Raw genomic sequence first — 21585 nt, forward strand, 5'->3', positions numbered from 1 at the left:
CGCCTGTAGGAGACACACAAAAATGCCCGCCTCGACCGCCATCGTCACAATCCTGGCCGCACTGCTGCTCGGTGCAATGAGCCCAGGACCGAGCTTCGTTATCGTTGCACGCAATGCAATCGGACTCTCGCGCGGCGACGGCCTTGCAACGGCGGCCGGCATGGGCATCGGCGGCGTGTTCTTTAGCGGTATCGCCTTGCTCGGCCTGTACACCTTGCTGGCGACAGTGGAATGGCTGTACGTCGGCTTGAAAGTGGCCGGCGGCCTTTATCTGATCTACCTTGCGTCGAAGATCTGGCGCGGTGCGGCCAAACCGCTCGCGTTCGACGCGGCGCAAGCCGCCGCTACCAACGTGCGCAAATCCTTCTGGATCGGTTTGAGCACACAACTCAGCAATCCGAAGACAGCGGTCTACTACGGCAGTATCTTCGCGGCCTTGCTTCCGCAACATCCGCCGCTGTGGTGCTACTTTGCATTGCCCCCTGCGATCTTCGCCATTGAAGCCGGCTGGTACACCGTGGTCGCCTTGTGCTTTTCGAGCAAACGTCCGCGCGAAATCTATCTGCAGTGGAAGGCCTGGATCGATCGCGTCGCCGCAAGCGCAGTTGCCGCGCTCGGATTACGCCTGATCCTGACAGCGCATAAAGTGGGCATCTGAAACCGAAACCCAGTTGGAGTGACTTGCCGTGCCGCGCGACACGGCAAGTAAGCAACGAGGGTCACATGACCACACGCCCCTCATGCACAAACGATGCCCATAACAAAACAGTTACAAGATAAGTGTTGACGCTGACATGGCCCGGCGGTTACTGTGGCATCCGAAGTTCAAGAAGTTCGATTGCTGTTCATCAATGTCTCGCTCCTCAGCGGTATTCGTTGTCCTCTCCCTCCTTGACCCTTCACGCGCTCCTCAACAGAGCAAATTTTTCTATTTTTTCCTCAAGGATTCTTCATGGATACCGGTACCGTTAAGTGGTTCAACGACAGCAAAGGCTTTGGCTTCATCACCCCGGACAAGGGCGGCGACGACCTGTTCGCGCACTTCTCCGAAATCAGCGGCGACGGCTTCAAGACGCTGGCTGAAAATCAGAAGGTGAGCTTCGAAACGAAGCAAGGCCCGAAGGGTCTGCAAGCGGCTAACATCAAGCCGATGTAAGTTTGAAGGGCTCGGTGTCCGGCAACGGACATCGGGCTGCAGCGACATCCTCGCGGAGCGTTGTCTCCCACAGTTGGCGCGATCGCTTTTAGCTGCATATATTGTTCAGCTAGCCTAAGCGCCAAACGCCTCGTTGCACCTCATTCTCCCCTCTGGCTTTAACGCCCTTTTTAGCTTTCCGACTGCGTTTGGATTCGGCTCGCAATGGCTTGAATCGGCTCGTCCGCGTGACCCGTATAACGGCTCGCACGGCAGGCGCGCACTCGAACATTATTAAAATATAAAATGCAAAACAAACATATTCATCATTACAACGGCTATGCCGTCAAACCCTCGGCACATCGTTTGCCCGACGGTAGCTTCTCATCCAACCTGTTGCTCGAACGCGCTAACAGCGCGCGTACCGAAGGGCGCTACCAGTTCTATTCGCTCGATTACTTCCCGAACGAAGAACAGGCACTGCAGCACTCGGCACGCTGGGCACGACGTTGGGTCGACACGCGCGGTTAAGCGCTTGTCGAAACTGATGCGCGCGGAATCCCGCGCTTGCATCGCTCAGCACCCATAGCGCGCCATTCGGTGCGCTAGACCCTCGCGCGCGATCTATTCGGTTTGTTCCGCCTTGATCCGCGCGCGCAGTTCGAACTTCTGAATTTTTCCCGTCGACGTCTTCGGCAATTCGCCGAAACGCACCGCCTTTGGCAGCTTGTATCCCGCAAGAAATAGCCGGCAGTGCGCGATGATCTCTTCTGCGCTCACCTGAGCGCCCTCCTTGAGTTCGACGAACGCGCAGGGTACCTCACCCCACTTCGGATCGGCCATCGCCACCACGGCGGCAACCGACACCGCAGGGTGACGGTACAGCGTGTCTTCGACCTCGATGCTCGAGATGTTCTCGCCGCCCGAAATGATGATGTCCTTGCTGCGATCACGGATACGGATGTAGCCGTCAGGCATCCGCACGCCGAGATCCCCGGTATGGAACCAGCCGCCGCGGAAGGTCGCTTCCGTGGCGCGCTCGTTCTTCAGGTACCCCTTCATGCAGATATTGCCGCGGAACATGATCTCGCCGAGCGTTTCGCCGTCGTCAGGCACGGGCGCGAGCGTGTCCGGATCGAGTACCGTAACGGCCGCCTGCAAGTGATAACGCACACCTTGCCGCGCGTTCATTTCGGCGCGCGCGTTGTCGTCGAGCGTGTCCCATTCTTCCTGTTTTGCGCAGACCGCGGCCGGGCCGTAGGTTTCGGTGAGTCCATACACATGCGTCAGATCGAAGCCGATCTCCTTCATCTTCGCGATCACCGCCGGTGCGGGGGCCGCGCCCGCCACCATCGTCGACACGCGATGCGTGATGCCCTCACGCCATTCGGCGGGCGCATTCGCGAGCGCGCTTTGCACGATCGGTGCGCCGCAATAATGCGTGATGCCTTCGCGGCGGATCAGGTCAAACACCGTCTTCGCGTCGAATTTGCGTAGACAGACGTTGACGCCGGCACGCGCGGCAACGGTCCATGGGAAACACCAGCCGTTGCAGTGAAAGAGCGGCAAGGTCCAAAGGTAGACCGCATGCTTGGGCATATCCCATTCGAGGATATTGCTGAGCGCATTCAGATACGCGCCGCGATGGTGGTAGACCACGCCTTTAGGGTCGCCCGTCGTGCCCGAGGTGTAGTTCAACGCCATAGCGTCCCACTCGTCGGCGGGCAAGGTCCAGGCGAACTCGGGGTCGCCGGTTTGCAGGAAGGCTTCGTAGTCGGTTGCGCGGATAAACTTGCTGGCGTCGGCGGGCATCGCATCGGCCACGCTGATCACGCGCAACTCCGGGAATTCCAGCGCGGCGCGGTGCGCCAATTCGCTGTACTCCGTATCGACGATCAAGGCCTTCGCCTCGCCATGACGCAACATGAACAGCAGCGACGATACGTCGAGCCGCGTATTCAGCGTATTGAGCACGGCGCCGGCCATCGGCACGCCGAAATGCGCTTCTATCATCGGAGGAATATTCGGCAGCAAAGCGGCAACCGTGTCGCCGCGTTCTATACCGGCCTGCTGCAGCGCGCTGGCCAGACGCCGCGCGCGCTCGTAGGTTTCGCGCCAGTTACGGCGAATCTCCCCATGGACGACCGCCAGCCGCTCACCGTAGACTTCCGCTGCGCGTACGATGAAATCGATGGGCGTCAGCGGGACATAATTGGCCTCGCGCCGCTGGAGGCCTTCTTCGAACATGTGTGTCATCGCTTTGTCTCCTGAGGCGCTGGCCGCGCCGTCGATTTTTCTGATTGATGAGCTAGCCTAGCAATTGTCATGGTGAACTGTCTGTCATTCAAATGACAGAGTGACGCGCCCTGGTTCTATTCAACCGACTTCACCCGCCTACACCCCGCTCGCCGCTTATGGAAGACGCACCGTTTACCGTCGTCGCAGACTCCCACCCGCACCGGCCTGAACGGGTCCCGCGCGCCGATCTGCCGCGGCTTTTCGGCACCTGCGCATGGTTCAGGGCGCTCGCCGCCGAGCACCAAGCCATCGTGCTTGCCAGCGCGCACGCGGAGCGGCTGGAAGGGGGAGCTTGGATCGCGCGCCGCCAGGAGCCGTCAGACTACTGGATCGGCGTCCATTCCGGCCTCATCAAACTCGCCATCTACAACGCCTCGGGACGCAGTTGCACGCTCTCCGGCGTGCCACCCGGCGGCTGGTTCGGCGAAGGCAGCGTGATCAAGCGCGAATTGCGCAAATACGACGTGGCCGCCATTCAGCCTTCGCTCGTGATGTTCGTGCCGTCGGAGACGTTCCATGCGCTGCTCGAATCGAGCCTACCGTTCACCGGTTTTGTGATCCGGCAGTTGAACAACCGCATGGGCGAATTCATCGCGTCGATCCAGAATAGCCGTCTGCTGGATGTCGACGCGCGCGTCGCCCAGTCGCTCGCGCAACTGTTCAATCCGGACCTCTACCCCGATACCGGTCGCACGCTGGCCATTTCGCAGGAAGAAGTCGGCCTGCTGGCAGGCGTGTCGCGGCAACGGATCAACCAGGCACTGCAAAACCTCGAAAGGCTGCAGATTTTGCGCCTCTCGTACAACCAGATCGACGTGCTGGACCTCGAACGCCTGTGCGCGTTTGGTCAAGAACAGATCTAGGGTAAGCGCGTGCGCCCGGCTGCCTCTTGCAGCTCGCCGCGGTTTCCCGCGATTTTCTACGGGTTTTGGCTCCTTTTTCCCCGATTTTCCTCGACGTTTCCCGTATTTCATCGGTCGCCTCGGGCCGGAAATTCACGTTTCAGGCGGCAATTTCGGACGCCGGAATAAAGAATCCACAGCAATAGCCGTTATGCCGGCTATGCAACGCAGATTGCAGCCCCTCCCTATTCCGAGTTCAACGTATTGTCGAAACCGATAATGAACCGTCTGACACTAAAACAGAAATTGTGGGTGCCGATACTGCTTTGCTGGGCGGCGCTTCTGATCGTGACCGTTGTGAATGCGTTCGATGCACGAAACGCTCAAATGGACGCACGGCGCGCGGATCTGGCCGACGTCACCGACATGGCGGTGTCGCTCGTCGCGGACTACGCGAAGCAGGCCGACGCGGGCAAGCTCCCGGTCGATGAGGCCAAACAGCAGGCCATCGCCCGCATCACTGCGCAACGCTACGGCACATCGGGCTACGTGACGATCGTGCGGAGCGATTCGGTAATGGTCGCTCATCCGATGAGTCCGAAGCTGAACGGCAAGGATATGAGCAGCTTCCGAGACGCCAAAGGCAATGCGCTGTATCACGACATCGCGCAGGCAGGCGGCTCGGCGAGCGGCGCAGGCTATCTGCGCTACTGGTGGCCGAAACCCGGCGAGACGGCGCCGAGCGAAAAGATCGGCTATGTGAAGCGCTTCGGCCCGTGGAACTGGGACTTTATCGCCGGCGCCTATATGGATGACATCCAGGCGCAGTTCTACGCGACCCTCGCGCGCTCGGCCGGCATGCTGGTGCTGCTGGGTGTGCTGGTGTCGTTCGTGGCTTCGCGGGTGGTGCGCAACGTATCGCGTTCGATCGGCGGAGAGCCTTCCACGGCAGCGGCGATTGCCATGCAGATCGCGCGCGGCGACCTCGCCACTCACATCGACCTACGGCGCGACGACGCGTCGAGCCTGTTGTTCTCGCTGCGCGAGATGCGCAATCAACTGGCTGCGACCGTCGCGCGGATCAAGACGTCCGCCGAAACGATCACGATCGCCTCGAAAGAGATCGCCGCGGGCAACCTGGATCTGTCGAGCCGTACCGAAGAACAGGCCGCATCGTTGCAGCAGACTGCCGCCAGCATGGACGAACTCACCAAGACCGTCACGCAGAACGCCGACAATGCGGCGACCGCGTCAGAACTCGCGGCGGATGCATCGAACATTGCCGCGCGTGGCGGCGAGGTCGTCAATGACGTGGTCGAGAAAATGGCCGGCATCACCGATAGTTCGCGCAAGATCGGCGAGATCATCAGCGTGATCGAAGGCATCGCCTTCCAGACCAATATCCTCGCGCTGAACGCAGCGGTGGAAGCGGCGCGCGCCGGTGAAGAAGGCCGCGGCTTCGCGGTCGTTGCGGGCGAAGTGCGCAATCTCGCGCAGCGCAGCGCGACGGCAGCCAAAGAGATCAAGGTGCTGATCCATCAGTCCGTCGCGCAGGTCGGCGAAGGCTCGACGCTGGCAGGCAAAGCCGGCAGCACGATCAGCGAGGTGGTCGACGCCGTGCGCCGCGTGACGGCGATCATGAACGAGATCTCGGCGGCCTCGAAAGAACAGAGTTCGGGTATCGGCGAAGTCAATCTCGCGATCCGCCAGATGGACGATGTGACGCAGCGCAATGCTGCGCTAGTCGAACAGGCAGCGGCTGCAGCCGGTTCACTCGACGAGCAGACCGAACGTCTGCGAAATGCGGTTGCAGTGTTCAAGGTCGAACAGCATGCGTGATTGAGCGGTGCCTTCGATCAGCACCTTCATGCAGCAGGCCAAAGCATGCGATTGAAAAGGCCGTCATCCGGTAACCGGATGACGGCCTTTCTGCTTGTTATTCCGAAACGGTTCTGAGCCTGCTACGCTGGGCGCGGATAGCCCCTGCGAGTGATAGGCCGCGTCAGCATGGCATCGGTATCGAACAAGGCAAAGGCGATATTGGCCAGCACCCCTGAATTCTTCCAGCGCAAATAATAGCGATGCGCGGTCTGATAAGGCGCATAGCGGTCGGGCATTGCGTGCCATGGCTTGCCAGTGTGCAGCACCCACAGCACGCTGTTCACCACGCAACGGATGTCGATGCTGGGACGGCCACGCCGAGGTCCGTGATCTTTCATTTCAGGCAGGAGCGGCACGATGAGATGCCATTGCTCGTCGGTGAGATCCTGAATGGCTGGCGAACGAGCCAGCGGGTTTGAAGCGGGAGTATCCATGCAGTAAGAACGCGCACCTGCAGCACACGTGCTAGCGTCGCCGCGAAAAATGTCTATAACTCAATCGTTTCAGACTACCCCAAGCGCGCTGTCGCGAAAGTCAATTATTGTCAGACTCGTGTGCACAATTGTTAGAAATCGCCATACGTTATTGCGCCAATGGATTAATGGCGCGGCGGAGGTGGTGGCCTATCATCGGCGCGCCCGGCGCGTAGCAAGCCTGCGCGTCCCGCCCTTGAATGGCGCACCACGGCATCCGGCATTCACGCCGGGTGCCGACCACCAAAGTGGCGCGCCCATAAAAAAAGGTGCCGCGAACGGCACCTTTTCTGCAACAACTAGCTTCTTCTGCTGAAGCTTAGAAGCGGTGACGCAGACCGACCGTAGCGGCCGTCTGGTTCTTCGACGACGACGGCAGTTGCGTCACGTCGCCGCTGTAGATCGAAGCAACACCGCCGTCGCCCATTGCGTGCTGGTACACGGCTTGTGCGTAGACGTCCGTACGACGCGACAGCGAGTAGTCAGCTTGCAGGCCGATCTGGTGGTAGCGAACCGACTCCGAACCACCGTTTGCAGCAACGCCGTAGCCCTTGCCGTCGGTGAACGTGTAAGCAACGCCCAGGCCCAGAGCCGGGGTCACGTTGTACTTGCCGTTGACTTCGTAGTTGTTGGCGCGCAGCGATTGTTGTGCGCCAGCGACGTTGTCGATACGCGATTGCGTCCATGCCAGACCGACGGTAGCCGGGCCGAACGAGTACGAACCTGCTGCGCCGAATTCACGCTGACGGAAGTTACCGGTGAGGCCCAGGATCGAACCGTCCGAAGCTCCGCCGTTGCTTGCCGTGCCTGCTGCGTTCCTTGCGCCCGGGTTGTTCTGCTGTGCGTAAGCAGCGCCCAGGTGCAGGCCTTGCCACTGGTATGCAGCACCCACGCTGTATTCGCGGTTGTTTGCGAATGCGCCAGCCTGGTTCGAGAAGCCGTACGTGCCGCCGAACGTGAAGCCAGCGTAGTTAGCGCTCGAGTACTTGATCGAGTTGTTGACTGCGAAGCCGCCGTTCGTGTTCAGGTTGTCGTTGTTGAACGGGTGCGCGAAGTACGTGCCGCCCCAGCTGCCCGTTGCGGTCAGCGGTGCCAGGTAGTCTTGTGCCGCGTCGTATTGACGACCCAGCGTGACCGTACCGAATTGCGCGCTCGACAGACCGACAAACGCTTGACGGTTGAACATGCCGTTGTTGTTAGCGAACTTGCCGTTGTTGATATTGAAGCCGCTTTCCAACGTGAAGATTGCCTTCAGACCGCCGCCCAGATCTTCCGAACCACGCAGACCGAACATGCTTTGGTTGATGCCGCCGCTACCTGCTGCCCACTTTGCGTTGTGGTTGACGTTGCTGGTGTACGTCAAGCCTGCGTCCAGCAGACCATACAGGGTCACGCTGCTTTGTGCGTGAGCGACGGAAGCAAACGATGCGGCAACCGCAACGACGATGAGACTCTTTTTCATGCGTGGGACTCCAGTTCGATAAATTTACGCGGGGAGCGGGACCTGCCTCAGCAGCGCATGCATCATTCGCTGCCGCCCTGTTCGCCGACCCGTTTCGGATCAGCTGGGCACCCTTGAAACGAAGCGTGAGTGTAGGTGGAGACCCTAGTAGCGACGCCCGCAATTTACGCAACAGGATTTTTCAGAATCCGCAACAATCAAATCGAGATATGCATTAAGTCTTTATCTTTCATACGCTTATCGCAAAATGTGGATGAATGTACGCCTGCTCTGGACAAAAGTTATCCGCAACATCTCAATATTAAAGTTGTGTGAATGCAACAGCATTTAATATGCGTGACGTAATCGGGTCGGAACGTTTGAAAAATGAGAGACATCTGATTGCTCGGAAATCAGGCAATTGCGATAGGCCTAAATCGATGCGGTGTAAATTTATTTTGGAAAAGCGGGAACTTAATTGATTTAATGCAGTCGGCGATTTAACACCGAATACTCCGAGGAACGGGTATCTGCATTAGCTGTGATTAAAGCGGGTCGCGAATTGTCGAGCGGCGTGGCGAAGTGGAGTCAGGCGAGGTGAAGCCTTCAGCACGGGCATTGCCCGGAGGTGAACTGCGCGGCGCCAGCCGTCGTGTGACAAGAGCCCGTGCTGAAAGCGGACGACATACATCGAACAGCCTTCCGTATTCATTTAACGGCACAGCCGTGCACTTTTTTACACGGAGTTTTCCTTACCTCCCGGTCGCCGGTCCATATGGCCCGCAGTGGAACCGGTTAGGCCTTAAGAGTCGGCGCACGCTGGCGCCAGGTTCGCCGATCTCTTCTCGAAAGTGAAGCGTGATATTGCGCGGGAACACGCGACGCTTAATAAGCGGCATATTGCCGCATCTGATATTGGACTCTCACCACAAAACAAAAAGGGTTCCGAAAACTCGGAACCCTTCTTTACATCTATGGTGGGCCGGGTCGGAGTCGAACCGACGGTGTCCTTTCGGAGGCGGATTATGAGTCCGCTGCCTGCAACCAGCACGGCGTCCGGCCCAAGAAAAAGACCCGGTCATGAAGGCCGGGCCAATTCGTTGATTGGCCGACATACTACACGAAAAAGGGGCCTTCGCAACCGCTTCGCCCAAGCGAAACAACCGGAAGACCCCTTCAAACCGCTACATCATTTCGCACGACCGCCTACTTCGATCAATTCCCTTCGAGGAACGACTTCAGCTTGTCCGAACGGCTCGGGTGACGCAGTTTGCGCAGCGCCTTTGCTTCGATCTGACGGATCCGCTCACGCGTCACGTCGAACTGCTTGCCGACTTCTTCGAGCGTGTGATCGGTGCTCATTTCGATACCGAAACGCATGCGCAGCACCTTGGCTTCGCGCGGCGTCAGCGAGTCGAGCACGTCCTTCACGACGTCGCGCATGCTGGCATGCAGAGCGGCGTCGGCCGGCGCAACCGTGTTCGTATCTTCGATAAAGTCGCCCAGATGCGAATCGTCGTCGTCACCGATCGGCGTTTCCATCGAGATCGGCTCCTTCGCGATCTTCATGATCTTGCGGATCTTGTCTTCCGGCATTTCCATCTTCTCGGCCAGCGTTGCCGGATCCGGCTCGAGACCGGTTTCCTGCAAGATCTGACGCGAGATGCGGTTCATCTTGTTGATCGTTTCGATCATGTGAACCGGAATCCGGATCGTACGCGCCTGGTCAGCAATCGAACGCGTAATGGCCTGACGGATCCACCATGTTGCATACGTGGAGAACTTGTAGCCGCGACGATATTCGAACTTGTCCACCGCCTTCATCAGGCCGATGTTGCCTTCCTGAATCAGGTCGAGAAACTGCAAACCACGGTTCGTGTACTTCTTCGCGATCGAGATCACGAGACGCAAGTTCGCCTCGGTCATTTCACGCTTTGCCTGACGCGCTTTCAGTTCGCCCGCCGCCATCTGGCGGTTGGTTTCCTTCAGGTCCTTCAACGGCAGTACGACGCGCGCCTGCAGGTCCAGCAGACGTTGCTGCTGTTCGCGAATGGCCGGAATGTTACGCGTGAGGATCGCGCTATACGCGTGACCTTCACCGACGATCTTGTCAGCCCATTCGAGATCCGTTTCGCTGCCCGGGAAACGCGCGATAAATTCCGCACGCGGCATGCCGCACTTATCGACCACCGTATGCAGAATCTGACGCTCGACCTGACGCACTTCGTCCACTTGCGCACGCAACGTGTCGCACAGACGCTCAACGGTACGCGCGGTAAAGCGGATCGTCATCAGCTCGTTCTGGATCGTTTCCTGCGCCTTCAGATACGACTTGGACTTGTAGCCTTCCTTCTCGAACGCACGACGCATCTTGTCGAACCATTCGCTGATCATGGCGAACTTCTCGAGGGACGCACGCTTGAGCGCTTCCATCTGCGCTGCGTTGGCCGTGGCTTGCGCCGCGCCGTCGTCTTCTTCCTCGTCGTCCGATTCCTCTTCCTCGGCTTCCTCGTCTTCGCTTTCGATCGCTTCCGCTTCCTGCGCCGAGAAGCCGTCTGCATCTTCCGCGTTGGCGTCGATCAGGCCGTCGACCAGTTCGTCGATGCGGATTTCCTCGTTCGCGACGCGCTCGGCCATCGCCAGAATGTCGGCGATCGTGGTCGGGCACGCGGAGATCGCCATCACCATGTGCTTGAGGCCGTCTTCGATCCGCTTGGCGATTTCGATTTCGCCTTCACGCGTCAGCAGTTCGACCGTACCCATTTCACGCATGTACATGCGGACCGGGTCCGTTGTGCGGCCGAATTCGGAGTCGACGGTGGAGAGCGCGACTTCCGCTTCCTCTTCCACTTCGTCGTCTGACGAAGCAGCGGGTGCGTTGTCGTTCAGCAGCAGCGTTTCAGCATCCGGCGCCTGCTCGTACACAGCCACGCCCATGTCGTTGAACGTGCTGATGATGCCTTCGATCGCCTCGGTCTCGGTGAAGTTGTCCGGGAGGTGGTCGTTGATTTCCGCGTACGTGAGGAAGCCGCGCTCCTTGCCGAGCTTGATCAACGCGCGCAGTTTGGCGCGGCGCTCTTCGAGTTCCTCGACGGTGCCCGGCTGCGACGACGCAAACGCGTCCTTCAGCAGTGCTTTTTCCTTTGCACGACGATCGCGAGCCTTGACCTTTTCCACCTTGCCGGGAACGGCAGCAGGGGTTTCTTCGCTTTGGGTTGCGTCGTCATCGACGGGTGTTTCGTTCAGCTTTTTCGTCATGGAGTTCGTCGTACCGGCTGTAGTCTCGACTCGCGGCTGTTGGACAACAGCCGGTTGAACCGTGGATACTGGAGTCTCACGCTCTACCGCATCGTCCTGCGCGGCAGGCGCTTCCCTTGCGCTTCTGACACCCGGCCGTTTTGCGGCCGGTGGTGGTACAGCTTTCGCCGCCCTGACCGGCTCCGCTCGCGCAGCGGAAGTGGTCGAGGATTTCTTCCCGGCAGCAGGTGTGACGCTTGCGGCAGACGCTTTTCTGGGGGAAGAAGCTAACTTGGCCTCGGTGACCTTTCTGGTCGGCTCATTCGAACCTGTGCCCGTTGCTTTTTTCCCGCCTGGTGTCTTTGCCATCGCAATCGCCTTTTCGCCTTTGCTAGGAAAACCATTGAAAAAACAAACCGCTAGAAACTTTTTATTATAGCACTCAGCTTTCTGCCATCCCGCTTACAGCCCGAGCTGGCGCTTCATCTCAGCCCGCTTCTGATTCAGGCCCGTCAGCTCCGCAAACTCCTCCGGCGTGTGCCGGGATTGCCGCGAAAGCTGCTCGAGGCGATCGCAGTAAGCGTCGTATCGCATCTTCAGAATCGCCGCTTTCAACTCCTCTCCGACGATCCGTTCCTGCTCGCGCCGTTCCTCGATGACGGTCGCATCCTCCGGGTCCTTCAGCAGCAAATCCCGGACGTTTTCATCATAGTCTAGAATTTTGCGAAAGATTTCCTCGAAAGTTGGGGCATTTGCGCCGTTTCGCAACAGGTCGGACAGCAACTGAAACTCCGCCGAATCGCCCAGCGCGCGCGCATGCGTCGTCACTTCTTCGAACAGCTCGCCGTGCCGCGTGACGCTCAGAAGCGCCTGTTCGGCTTCCTCGTCGAGCACCGCCACGGTCCGCGGATACATCACCAAATTACGCAGCGTCTTTTCTTCGATCCCGGTCACACTGCGCCGGTCCTTGCGGGCCGGCGCCGATCGGGCGGCCGCCGCGATCCGGGCGTCGACTTCGCATAAAGCGGCCACTTCCTCGAACGGCACGTCGAGCCGGTCGGCAAACATATGCATGATCTGCGCGCGCAGCGCATTCGCGGGCAGCTGCTGCAGCAGCGGTTTCGCGTCGAACAGCGCACGGGCGCGGCCTTCCGGCTGATCCAGCTCCTTGCCGGCCAACACCTCGTTCAGCATGAACTGCGACAGCGGCATGGCACGCTCGACCTGCTCGGCGAACGCTTCTGTGCCGAATTCACGCACGTAGCTGTCCGGATCGTGCTCGGACGGCAGAAACAGGAACCGGATGGTCCGGTTGTCCGCCGCGTGGGGCAGGCAGGCGTCCAGCGCACGGCGCGCGGCGCGGCGCCCCGCCGAATCGCCGTCGAAGCTGAAGATGACCGTATCGGTCTGGCGCATCAGTTTCTGCACATGAATCGGCGTGCAGGCCGTGCCGAGCGTGGCGACCGCGTTCTGGAACCCCAATTGGGCCAGCGCGACCACGTCCATATAGCCTTCGACCACCAGCACGTAATGCTGTTCACGAATCGCCAGACGGGCCTCGAAGAGCCCGTAAAGCTCGCTGCCTTTGTTAAATAGAGGCGTTTCCGGCGAATTCAAATATTTGGGTTCGCCGCCGTCCAGCACGCGCCCGCCGAAGCCGATCACCTGCCCTTTCACATTCCGTATCGGGAACATGATCCGCTCGCGAAAGCGGTCGTACCGGCGGTTCTGACCTTGTGCGTCCGACTTTTCGCTGACGATCACGAGACCGGACTCGACCAGCGAATCATCCCGATAGTTGGGGAAGGCCGGTTCGAGGTTCTGCCAGCCGTCCGGTGCATAGCCGAGGCCAAAACGGGCGGCGATCTCGCCGGTCAGACCGCGTTTCTTCAGATACTGGATCGCGACCGGCGCGCCACGCAACTGCTTGCGGTAGAAATCGCAGGCGGTCTGCATGACATCGGACAGCGCCGTGGTCACCGCCTTGGACGCACCCGGCGAATACCCGCCGGAGCCGCCACCGCCGCCATAGCCCGGCGAAGGCTCGTTCGGCACGGTCAACCCGACCGATTGCGCGAGTTCGTTGACCGCCTCGGGGAACGTGGACCCAACGTGCTCCATCAGGAAGCCGATGGCCGTACCGTGCGCGCCGCAGCCGAAGCAGTGATAGAACTGTTTAGTCGGACTAACCGTAAACGAAGGGCTCTTCTCGTTGTGAAACGGGCACAGCCCCATGAAGTTCGCGCCGCCCTTTTTCAACTGCACGTACCGGCCGACCACGTCGACGATATCGACGCGGTTGAGCAGGTCCTGCAGGAATGACGGTGGAATCACAGTGAATGACGCTACCTAAAAAGCTCAAGGCTGTGCGCGCCGTCGAACAACGGCACGCGCAGACCGGAAATACAGGAATTACTTCGCGAGCGCGGCTTTGACTTGCGCCGAGACAGCGGTCATGTCGGCGCGACCGGCCAGCTTCGGCTTGAGCACGCCCATCACCTTGCCCATGTCCTGCGGGCCCGCAGCGCCGGTTTGCGCGACCGCGGCCTGAACTTCGGCAACGATCTCCGCTTCGGACATCTGCGCCGGCATATAGGCGGACAGGATGGCCAGTTCGGCCTTTTCCTTGTCGGCGAGGTCCGTGCGGCCAGCAGCTTCGAACTGGCTGATCGAGTCTTTGCGCTGCTTGATCATCTTGTCGATGACGGCGATGATCGCCGCGTCGTCAAGGGTGACGCGTTCGTCGACTTCGCGTTGCTTGACCGCGGCGAGCAGCAGGCGGATCGTGCCGAGACGCTCGGTCTCACGCGCCCGCATGGCCGCTTTCATGTCGTCGTTGATCTGGTCCTTGAGGCTCATCACTCACCTGAATGCGTTGAAAATTTAAAAACCGGCCGCTTACGGTACCAATGCGCCGCATCCAACACAAACGCCCGCTTGGGACTGCTTCCTCAAGCGGGTTGGCGCAATTTTGCGTAGTGGATGCGACCCTGCCGGCTGGCCCGAAGGGCCGTGTTTTCCGCGATGGCACCTGCTGTGCCGTCACCGTTGGATGTCGCCGCTCCGTTCGACGGGAACCGCGGCAACGCCAGAATCAGTAGAACTTCTTTGGCAGCATCTGGCCACGCAGACGCTTGAAATGACGCTTAACCGCAGCCGCCTTCTTGCGCTTGCGCTCAGCCGTAGGCTTTTCGTAAAACTCCCGGGCGCGAAGTTCCGTTAGCAGCCCGGTTTTCTCCATCGTGCGCTTGAAGCGGCGCATGGCAACTTCAAACGGCTCGTTGTCTTTTACGTGGATGGTCGTCATTTTTCAATAACGGAACTTTGTAAAGGTTCAGGAGTATAGCAGAGCTTTCTCACAAAGCTATTGCGCCGTCAAGCCCCTAAAACGTACTCCGCGGACGCCTGGCCGGCCGCCACGCCGGAGGCCCACGCCCACTGGAAATTGTAGCCGCCGAGCCAGCCAGTCACGTCGACCGCCTCGCCAATGAAGTACAAACCCGGCGTGCGGGCGCTCATCATCGTCGCCGACGACAGCTCGCGCGTGTCGATACCACCGCGCGTGACTTCGGCCTTGCGGTAGCCTTCGGTGCCGTTCGGGGTGAGCGTCCAGCGCGACAAGGCCTCACCGACGCGGCGCAGCGTCTTGTCCGGCAGATCGGCCACGCGCACCTCGGCGGGAATCTGGTGGGTTTCCAGCCAGACGTGGGCGAGCCGTTGTGGCACCCATTCCGAGAGCAGATTGGCGATCTGGCGCTTCGTGCCGGTTTTGGCTTCCAGCAACGCGGTGGTGGCGTCCTGCTCGGGCAGCAAATTGATGTGAATCGGCTCGCCGGGCTGCCAGTAGCTCGAAATCTGCAGAACCCCCGGGCCCGACAGGCCGCGGTGCGTGAGCAGCAGGTCCTCGTTGAACTCGGAGCCGGTCTTCTTGTTGCCGGTCGCCAGTTGCACTTCGAGCGACACGCCGGAGAGCGCCGAGAACGGCTCCCAGTCGGCCGGAGCAAAGGTCAGCGGCACCAGCGCGGGGCGGGTGTCGATCAGCTTATGGCCGAACTGCTTGGCGAGGCGATAGGCGAAATCAGTGGCGCCGATCTTGGGGATCGACAGGCCGCCGGTCGCCACCACGAGCGCGCGGGCCGTGATCGGGCCGGAGTGGGTGTCCAGCGTGAACCGTCCTTCGGCATCATGCCGCACCTGGTCGACCGCGAGCGGCGTGCGCCACGCAATGCGGCCCGCGTCGCATTCGTTCTTCAGTACGTTGATGACCGCGTCGCTCGACTGGTCGCAGAACAACTGCCCCTTGTGCTTCTCGTGCCACGTCACGTGATGGCGCTTGAGCAGCGCCATGAAGTCACGCGGCGTATAGCGCGCCAGCGCCGAGCGGCAAAAATGAGGATTGGCCGACAAATAATTGGCCGGTCCGGCATACAGATTCGTGAAATTGCACCGGCCGCCACCGGAAATGCGGATTTTCTCCGCGAGGCGCTGCGAGTGGTCGATCAGCACCACGCGACGGCCGAGTTGCCCGGCCACGGCCGCGCACATCATGCCGGCCGCGCCCGCGCCGATCACTGCGATATCGAAGGATTCCATGGGGCCGCATTGTACCTGCGCGCCTGCGGCTCCCTGCCCGCACTGCTATACTTTCAGGCTTGCCTTTTCACTTTTAGGCGCTGGAGCGGCTTTGCTTCCGTGCCCGCTCCAACCCATCCGCGACCCACCCACCATGCTCGTTCTCGGCATCGAAAGCTCCTGCGACGAAACCGGTCTCGCGCTCTACGACACAGAGCGCGGACTGCTCGCGCACGCGCTGCATTCGCAAATTGCGATGCACCGGGAGTACGGCGGGGTGGTGCCGGAGTTGGCGTCGCGCGACCATATCCGGCGCGCGCTGCCGCTGCTCGAAGAAGTGATGGAGCGCGCCGGCACGGTGCGCAGCGACATCGACGCGATCGCCTATACGCAAGGCCCTGGCCTCGCGGGCGCACTACTGGTCGGCGCGAGCGTGGCGAACTCGCTGGCCATGGCGTGGGACAAGCCGACCATCGGCATCCATCATCTCGAAGGGCACTTGTTGTCGCCGCTGCTGGTGGACGAGCCGCCGCCGTTTCCGTTCGTCGCGTTACTGGTGTCGGGCGGCCATACGCAGTTGATGCGTGTGACGGACGTGGGTGTCTACGAAACGCTCGGTGAAACGCTGGACGACGCCGCCGGAGAAGCTTTCGACAAAACCGCCAAGCTGCTGGGCCTAGGTTATCCGGGCGGCCCGGAAGTGTCGCGGATGGCGGAATTCGGCACGCCCGGCGCAGTGGTCCTGCCGCGCCCGATGCTGCATTCCGGCGACCTCGATTTCAGCTTCAGCGGGCTGAAGACCGCTGTTCTCACGCATGCGAAGAAGCTCGGTGGCGCGAATATCTGCGAGCAGGCGAAAGCGGATCTGGCGCGTGGTTTCGTCGATGCGGCCGTAGAAGTGCTGGCGGCGAAATCGCTGGCCGCGCTCAAACGGACGAAGCTCAATCGGCTGGTGGTGGCAGGCGGCGTCGGTGCAAACCGGCAACTGCGTGAAGCGCTTTCCGCCGCGGCGAAGAAACGCAATTTCTTTGTGCATTACCCCGATTTGTCGCTGTGTACGGACAACGGCGCGATGATCGCGTTGGCCGGCGCGTTGCGATTGCAACGCTGGCCCGATCAATCGGGTAAAGACTATGCGTTCACCGTGAAGCCGCGCTGGGATCTGACGTCCCTCGCGCGCTGAACCCGCAACGAGGCCGCGACGCCCGCCGCTTACCGGGCAAAACGATGACGATGGCAACCCCATAGAAAAAGCCGCTTCGAAAGCGGCTTTTTCTATTCGCGGCAAGCAAGAAGCTAAAGCGTGATCACGCCACCCGCTTATCCCGTTCGATCACTGCATACGCGCTGTGATTGTGAATCGATTCGAAGTTCTCAGCTTCGAGCACATAAGCGACGATGCGCTCGTCTGCATTCAGACGCTGCGCAACGTCACGCACCAGGTCCTCGACGAACTTCGGATTTTCATAGGCACGTTCGGTGACGAACTTCTCATCCGGACGCTTGAGCAAACCCCACAGTTCGCACGAGGCTTCTTCTTCCGCGATACGAACCAGCTCTTCCACCGCCACGTCGCCCACTAGCTCCGCGTTGATCGTGACGTGCGAGCGCTGGTTGTGCGCGCCGTACTGCGAAATCTTCTTCGAGCACGGGCACAGGCTCGTGACCGGCACCAGCACCTTCAGGAACAGACGCGTCGCGCCGTTGCGGGTCTCGCCCGTCAACGTCACTTCGTAGTCGAGCAGACTTTGCACGCCGGACACCGGCGCGGTCTTATTCACGAAGTACGGGAACGACACTTCGATGCGCCCCGCCTCGGCCTCGAGCTTTTCCAGCATCGCGGCGAGCATGGTGCGGAACATGGCCGCCTCGAGCGGCGCCTTGTTTTCTTCGAGCAGCGCGACGAAACGCGACATGTGCGTGCCCTTCTGATCGGCGGGCAGATGCACGTCGAGATTCCACGTGCCCACAGAAGGCTGCACTTCGCCGCTTTGCGTGCGCACCGTCAACGGATGGCGCACTGCCTTGACGCCGACTCGTTGAATCGGAATCTGACGCGTATCGGGCGTGCTCTGCACGTCGGGCATCACAAAGGCGGGATTCATCTGGTTCATATTCTTGTCCTTTCAGGAAACGCCGGGCCGTCCCATGTTTTCCGCTCTACGGGAGTCCCCCGCCTCGAAGGAAACCCCTTCAAGGATTGGAGGATTGCCCCATCGGCGGGTGTCGCAAAACGACACGTTTGAGGGCGCTCAGCGGCCGTGCGAATCAGGTCGCGCAACGGCAAACGCCGGCCCCTGCCGGCGTTGGATGATGGACCCGAAGGTCCATCGACTCAAGTTGGAGATTGCTATGGCCGCTATAGCCGCGGCGTAGCGCACGGCAGTGCAGCTGAACGACTCAGCCAATCCACGGAGCTAAGTGAGGCAACTGAGTGACACAATCAAGCGACGCGCTTCACCGAGGATTGGCCAGCGACCGCACCGCTGGAAAGAAAGCGTTCGCGAATCGACTTGGCGATGCCCGCGGCGTCGAGACCACACGCGGATAGCAACTTGGCCGGATCTCCATGATCGATGAAGCGATCCGGAAGGCCCAATTGTAGTACGGGCCGCATAACCCCACTCTCAAGCAGGGCTTCGACGCAAGCCGAACCCGCGCCGCCCATCACGCAGCCTTCTTCCACCGTGACGATGGCGTCGTGCGTTTCGGCCAGTTGACGGACCAGTTCGGCGTCCAGCGGCTTCACGAAGCGCATGTTCGCCACCGTGGCGTCCAGTTGCTCAGCGGCCGCCAGCGAGGGCGCAACCATCGTGCCGAATGCCAGAATCGCAATCCGCTTGCCGGCCGGTTGCGACGTTTCGCGACGGACCTCGCCCTTGCCGAGCGGCAGCGCCGTCATTTGCTTGACCGTTGCCACGCCCGTGCCGGCGCCGCGCGGGTAGCGCACTGCCGTCGGGTTCGGCTGCTGCAATGCCGTGTACAGCATCTGGCGGCATTCGTTTTCGTCCGACGCAGCCATCACCGTCATGTTCGGGATGCAGCGCATGAATGCCAGATCGTAAGCACCCGCATGTGTGGCGCCGTCCGCGCCGACCAGACCCGCGCGGTCGATGGCGAACACCACCGGCAGGTTCTGCAGCGCGACGTCGTGGATCAGCTGGTCGTAAGCACGTTGCAGGAAGGTCGAGTAAATCGCGACCACCGGCTTCATGCCGTCCGCAGCCAGGCCGCCGGCGAACGTCACTGCGTGCTGCTCGGCGATGCCGACGTCGAAGTAACGATCCGGGAAGCGCTTCTCGAACTCGACCATGCCCGAGCCTTCACGCATGGCCGGCGTAATACCGACCACGCGCGCGTCCAGCTCGGCCGCGTCGCACAGCCATTCGCCGAACACCTGCGTGTACGTCTTTTTCGACGGCGTGGTGGCGGGCTTGATGCCCTCAGCCGGATTGAACTTGCCCGGGCCGTGATACAGCACCGGATCGGCCTCGGCCAGCTTGTAGCCCTGCCCCTTCTTCGTGACGACGTGCAGGAATTGCGGACCGCGCAGTTCCTTGATGTTCTGCAGCGTCGGGATCAGCGAATCGAGGTCGTGACCGTCGATCGGGCCGATGTAGTTGAAACCGAACTCTTCGAACAGCGTAGCCGGCACGATCATGCCCTTCGCGTGCTCTTCGAGCTTGCGGGCCAGATCGAGCATAGGCGGCGCGACGCGCAGCACACGTTCGACGCCCGCACGCGCGGCGGCGTAGAAACGGCCCGACATCAGGCGCGCCAGATGGCGATTCAACGCGCCGACCGGCGGCGAAATCGACATGTCGTTATCGTTCAGGATGACCAGCAGCGGCACGTCGTCTTCGACGCCGGCGTTGTTCATCGCCTCGAAGGCCATGCCGGCCGTCATCGCGCCGTCGCCGATCACGGCGATGCCCATGCGGTTCTCGCCCTGCAGCTTGCTGGCAACGGCCATGCCAAGCGCGGCCGAGATCGACGTGCTGGAGTGCGCGGTGCCGAAAGTGTCGTATTCCGACTCGTCGCGCTTCGGAAAGCCCGAGATGCCGCCGAGCTGACGCAGCGTGTGCATCTTGTCGCGGCGGCCCGTCAGGATCTTGTGCGGGTAGGTTTGATGGCCGACATCCCACACGATCCGGTCGCGCGGCGTGTCGAACACATAGTGCAGAGCAATGGTCAACTCGACCGTGCCGAGGTTGGACGAAAGATGGCCGCCCGTCTGCGATACGCTGTCGAGCACGAAGGCACGCAACTCGTCGGCAAGCGGTTGCAATTGGCGGCGATCGAGGCGGCGCAAGGCTGCCGGGTCGTCGATAGTTTTCAGCAAGTCGTACATCGTCGTTCCATTGTAGGAAAACTTACGCGCCCGCACTTCATACATGCACCCCGTAGCAAAGGTGCGCGGCGGCGGGCTTTCGCGTTCAGCTAACCCGGTTCACCACCAGGTCGGCCAATTCGGCAAGACGCTGCGCGCGCGCACCAAACGGCGCAATCGCAGCGTGGGCGTCGCTGCGCAGTTGCGCTGCGAGCGCACGCGACGCATCCAGCCCAATAATCGACACGTAGGTCGGCTTGCCGTCCTTCGCGTCTTTACCTGCTGTCTTGCCAAGCGTTGCGGAATCGGTCGTGACGTCGAGAATATCGTCGACGACCTGAAACGCGAGGCCTACGGCGGCCGCATACGCGTCGAGGGAACGCATGGCGTCCGCATTCGGCGTTTCGCCCGCCAGCGCACCCATGCGCACCGCGGCACGCAACAAGGCACCGGTTTTCATCCGGTGCATGGTTTCGAGCTGCGGACGCGTCAGCGTATGGCCGACGCTTGCGAGATCAATGGCCTGCCCGCCGCACATGCCGATCGAGCCACTCGCCAAAGCCAGTTCACGCACCAGCGCGGCCTGCTGCGCCGGCGCCAGCACGTCCGACGTCAACGCGACGAATGCCTGCGCTTGCAGCGCGTCGCCGACCAGCAGCGCCGTGGCTTCGTCATACTTGACGTGCACCGTGGGCTTGCCGCGACGCAGCGCGTCGTCGTCCATGCAGGGCATGTCGTCGTGCACGAGCGAGTACACGTGAATCATTTCCAGCGCCGCCGCGGCCGCGTCCAGGCACTCGGCGCGCGCGCCGGTCAGTTCGCCGGCCGCGTGACACAGCAGCGGGCGCACCCGCTTGCCACCGCCCAGCACGGCGTAGCGCATGGCTTCATGCAGTTTGGCCGGCTCAGTCGCTTCCGTCGGCAGATAGTGTTCTAGTGCCGATTCGACACGTTCGAGTACCGAGCGTGTCCATTGTTCGAATGTCATAGGTCGTCCCCGCTTTCAGTAGCGGCTGTGCCTGCGCTATTCATAGGCAGCGGCTTCAGCGTCTCGCCATCGAGCACGCGCACCTGTTGCTCGACCTTCTCGAGCTGCTGCTGGCAAAACGCGACGAGCGCCGCACCGCGCCGGTAGGCGGTGAGCGATTCCTCGAGGCTGAGATTGCCGCCTTCCATGCGCGCCACCAACCCTTCCAGCTCAGCCTGGGCGGCCTCGTAGTTCTCGGGCAACGGCGTGGTATCGACGCCTTCAGCAGGCGCGGCAGCAGTATCTTTCGACGCGGTCTTCGCCATGAATAGTCGCAAAATTAAAACAAGTCGGACATTCTACGGCAAAAGCGACATTTCCGATCCCATCGCCAGCCCGCGCCCCGCCT

General features: G+C 61.0%; 18 protein-coding genes and 1 tRNA gene. 6 read left to right on the forward strand and 13 right to left on the reverse strand.

What is annotated here, in order from left to right:
- Positions 1-22 precede the first annotated feature (22 nt).
- The 3 genes from FSO04_RS00655 to FSO04_RS00665 all read left to right on the forward strand — a co-directional run bounded on the left by FSO04_RS00655 (position 23) and on the right by FSO04_RS00665 (position 1666).
- Entirely contained in the window at positions 23-658 is a 636-nt protein-coding gene (locus FSO04_RS00655) for a LysE family translocator (protein ID WP_093635011.1), read from the forward strand.
- A gap of 294 nt (positions 659-952) precedes the next feature.
- The gene (locus FSO04_RS00660; protein ID WP_007178877.1) at positions 953-1156 is read left to right on the forward strand and encodes a cold-shock protein; all 204 of its coding nucleotides are present in this window, start codon (positions 953-955) and stop codon (positions 1154-1156) included.
- A gap of 285 nt (positions 1157-1441) precedes the next feature.
- The gene (locus FSO04_RS00665) at positions 1442-1666 is read left to right on the forward strand and encodes a hypothetical protein (protein WP_093635010.1); all 225 of its coding nucleotides are present in this window, start codon (positions 1442-1444) and stop codon (positions 1664-1666) included.
- A 93-nt stretch (positions 1667-1759) separates the two neighbouring features.
- Here the strand turns inward: FSO04_RS00665 and FSO04_RS00670 are convergent, their stop codons facing one another.
- Complete coding sequence (locus tag FSO04_RS00670; protein ID WP_154557894.1) at positions 1760-3391, reverse strand: acyl-CoA synthetase; 1632 nt, start codon at positions 3389-3391, stop codon at positions 1760-1762.
- Between the two features lie 158 nt (positions 3392-3549).
- On the opposite strand from FSO04_RS00670, the gene FSO04_RS00675 reads away from it, so the two are divergent.
- A complete protein-coding gene (locus tag FSO04_RS00675) occupies positions 3550-4296 on the forward strand; it encodes a Crp/Fnr family transcriptional regulator (RefSeq protein WP_154557895.1) in 747 nt (248 codons plus the stop codon).
- A gap of 258 nt (positions 4297-4554) precedes the next feature.
- Positions 4555-6114 carry a methyl-accepting chemotaxis protein gene (locus tag FSO04_RS00680; protein WP_154557896.1) on the forward strand — a complete coding sequence of 520 codons (1560 nt, stop codon included), beginning with the start codon at positions 4555-4557 and terminating at the stop codon, positions 6112-6114.
- A gap of 122 nt (positions 6115-6236) precedes the next feature.
- Here FSO04_RS00680 and FSO04_RS00685 read toward each other — a convergent pair whose 3' ends face one another.
- The 8 genes from FSO04_RS00685 to FSO04_RS00720 all read right to left on the reverse strand — a co-directional run bounded on the left by FSO04_RS00685 (position 6237) and on the right by FSO04_RS00720 (position 15900).
- Complete coding sequence (locus FSO04_RS00685; protein WP_154557897.1) at positions 6237-6590, reverse strand: transposase; 354 nt, start codon at positions 6588-6590, stop codon at positions 6237-6239.
- A gap of 358 nt (positions 6591-6948) precedes the next feature.
- Positions 6949-8091: a porin gene (locus tag FSO04_RS00690; RefSeq protein ID WP_154557898.1), complete on the reverse strand. Its 1143-nt coding sequence runs from the start codon at positions 8089-8091 to the stop codon at positions 6949-6951.
- A 954-nt stretch (positions 8092-9045) separates the two neighbouring features.
- Positions 9046-9133: transfer RNA gene (locus FSO04_RS00695), tRNA-Ile, on the reverse strand.
- Positions 9134-9285: 152 nt separating this feature from the next.
- Positions 9286-11676, reverse strand: coding sequence for an RNA polymerase sigma factor RpoD (rpoD, locus tag FSO04_RS00700; RefSeq protein WP_154557899.1), 2391 nt, complete (start codon positions 11674-11676; stop codon positions 9286-9288).
- Positions 11677-11769: 93 nt separating this feature from the next.
- Positions 11770-13641 (reverse strand): DNA primase, encoded by a 1872-nt coding sequence (gene dnaG / locus FSO04_RS00705; RefSeq protein WP_168435514.1) that lies wholly within the window; start codon positions 13639-13641, stop codon positions 11770-11772.
- 78 nt (positions 13642-13719) lie between these two features.
- Complete coding sequence (locus FSO04_RS00710) at positions 13720-14166, reverse strand: GatB/YqeY domain-containing protein (RefSeq protein ID WP_154557900.1); 447 nt, start codon at positions 14164-14166, stop codon at positions 13720-13722.
- Between the two features lie 235 nt (positions 14167-14401).
- Positions 14402-14614, reverse strand: coding sequence for a 30S ribosomal protein S21 (gene rpsU / locus FSO04_RS00715; protein WP_154557901.1), 213 nt, complete (start codon positions 14612-14614; stop codon positions 14402-14404).
- Between the two features lie 68 nt (positions 14615-14682).
- Positions 14683-15900 carry a BaiN/RdsA family NAD(P)/FAD-dependent oxidoreductase gene (locus FSO04_RS00720; RefSeq protein WP_154557902.1) on the reverse strand — a complete coding sequence of 406 codons (1218 nt, stop codon included), beginning with the start codon at positions 15898-15900 and terminating at the stop codon, positions 14683-14685.
- A 133-nt stretch (positions 15901-16033) separates the two neighbouring features.
- Here FSO04_RS00720 and tsaD point away from each other — a divergent pair, with 133 nt between their 5' ends.
- The gene (gene tsaD, locus FSO04_RS00725; protein WP_097394777.1) at positions 16034-17062 is read left to right on the forward strand and encodes a tRNA (adenosine(37)-N6)-threonylcarbamoyltransferase complex transferase subunit TsaD; all 1029 of its coding nucleotides are present in this window, start codon (positions 16034-16036) and stop codon (positions 17060-17062) included.
- Positions 17063-17186: 124 nt separating this feature from the next.
- Here the strand turns inward: tsaD and folE2 are convergent, their stop codons facing one another.
- The 4 genes from folE2 to FSO04_RS00745 all read right to left on the reverse strand — a co-directional run bounded on the left by folE2 (position 17187) and on the right by FSO04_RS00745 (position 21502).
- Positions 17187-17993: a GTP cyclohydrolase FolE2 gene (folE2, locus tag FSO04_RS00730; RefSeq protein WP_154557903.1), complete on the reverse strand. Its 807-nt coding sequence runs from the start codon at positions 17991-17993 to the stop codon at positions 17187-17189.
- A gap of 329 nt (positions 17994-18322) precedes the next feature.
- Positions 18323-20230, reverse strand: a complete 1908-nt coding sequence (dxs, locus tag FSO04_RS00735; RefSeq protein ID WP_154557904.1) for a 1-deoxy-D-xylulose-5-phosphate synthase — start codon at positions 20228-20230, stop codon at positions 18323-18325.
- An 85-nt stretch (positions 20231-20315) separates the two neighbouring features.
- Positions 20316-21197 (reverse strand): polyprenyl synthetase family protein, encoded by an 882-nt coding sequence (locus FSO04_RS00740; protein ID WP_054034829.1) that lies wholly within the window; start codon positions 21195-21197, stop codon positions 20316-20318.
- Complete coding sequence (locus tag FSO04_RS00745) at positions 21194-21502, reverse strand: exodeoxyribonuclease VII small subunit (RefSeq protein ID WP_054034828.1); 309 nt, start codon at positions 21500-21502, stop codon at positions 21194-21196. The genes FSO04_RS00740 and FSO04_RS00745 overlap by 4 nt, the downstream gene beginning before the upstream one ends.
- Between the last annotated feature and the right edge of the window lie 83 nt (positions 21503-21585).

Source organism: Paraburkholderia madseniana (assembly GCF_009690905.1).
GTDB classification, from domain to species: Bacteria; Pseudomonadota; Gammaproteobacteria; order Burkholderiales; family Burkholderiaceae; genus Paraburkholderia; species Paraburkholderia madseniana.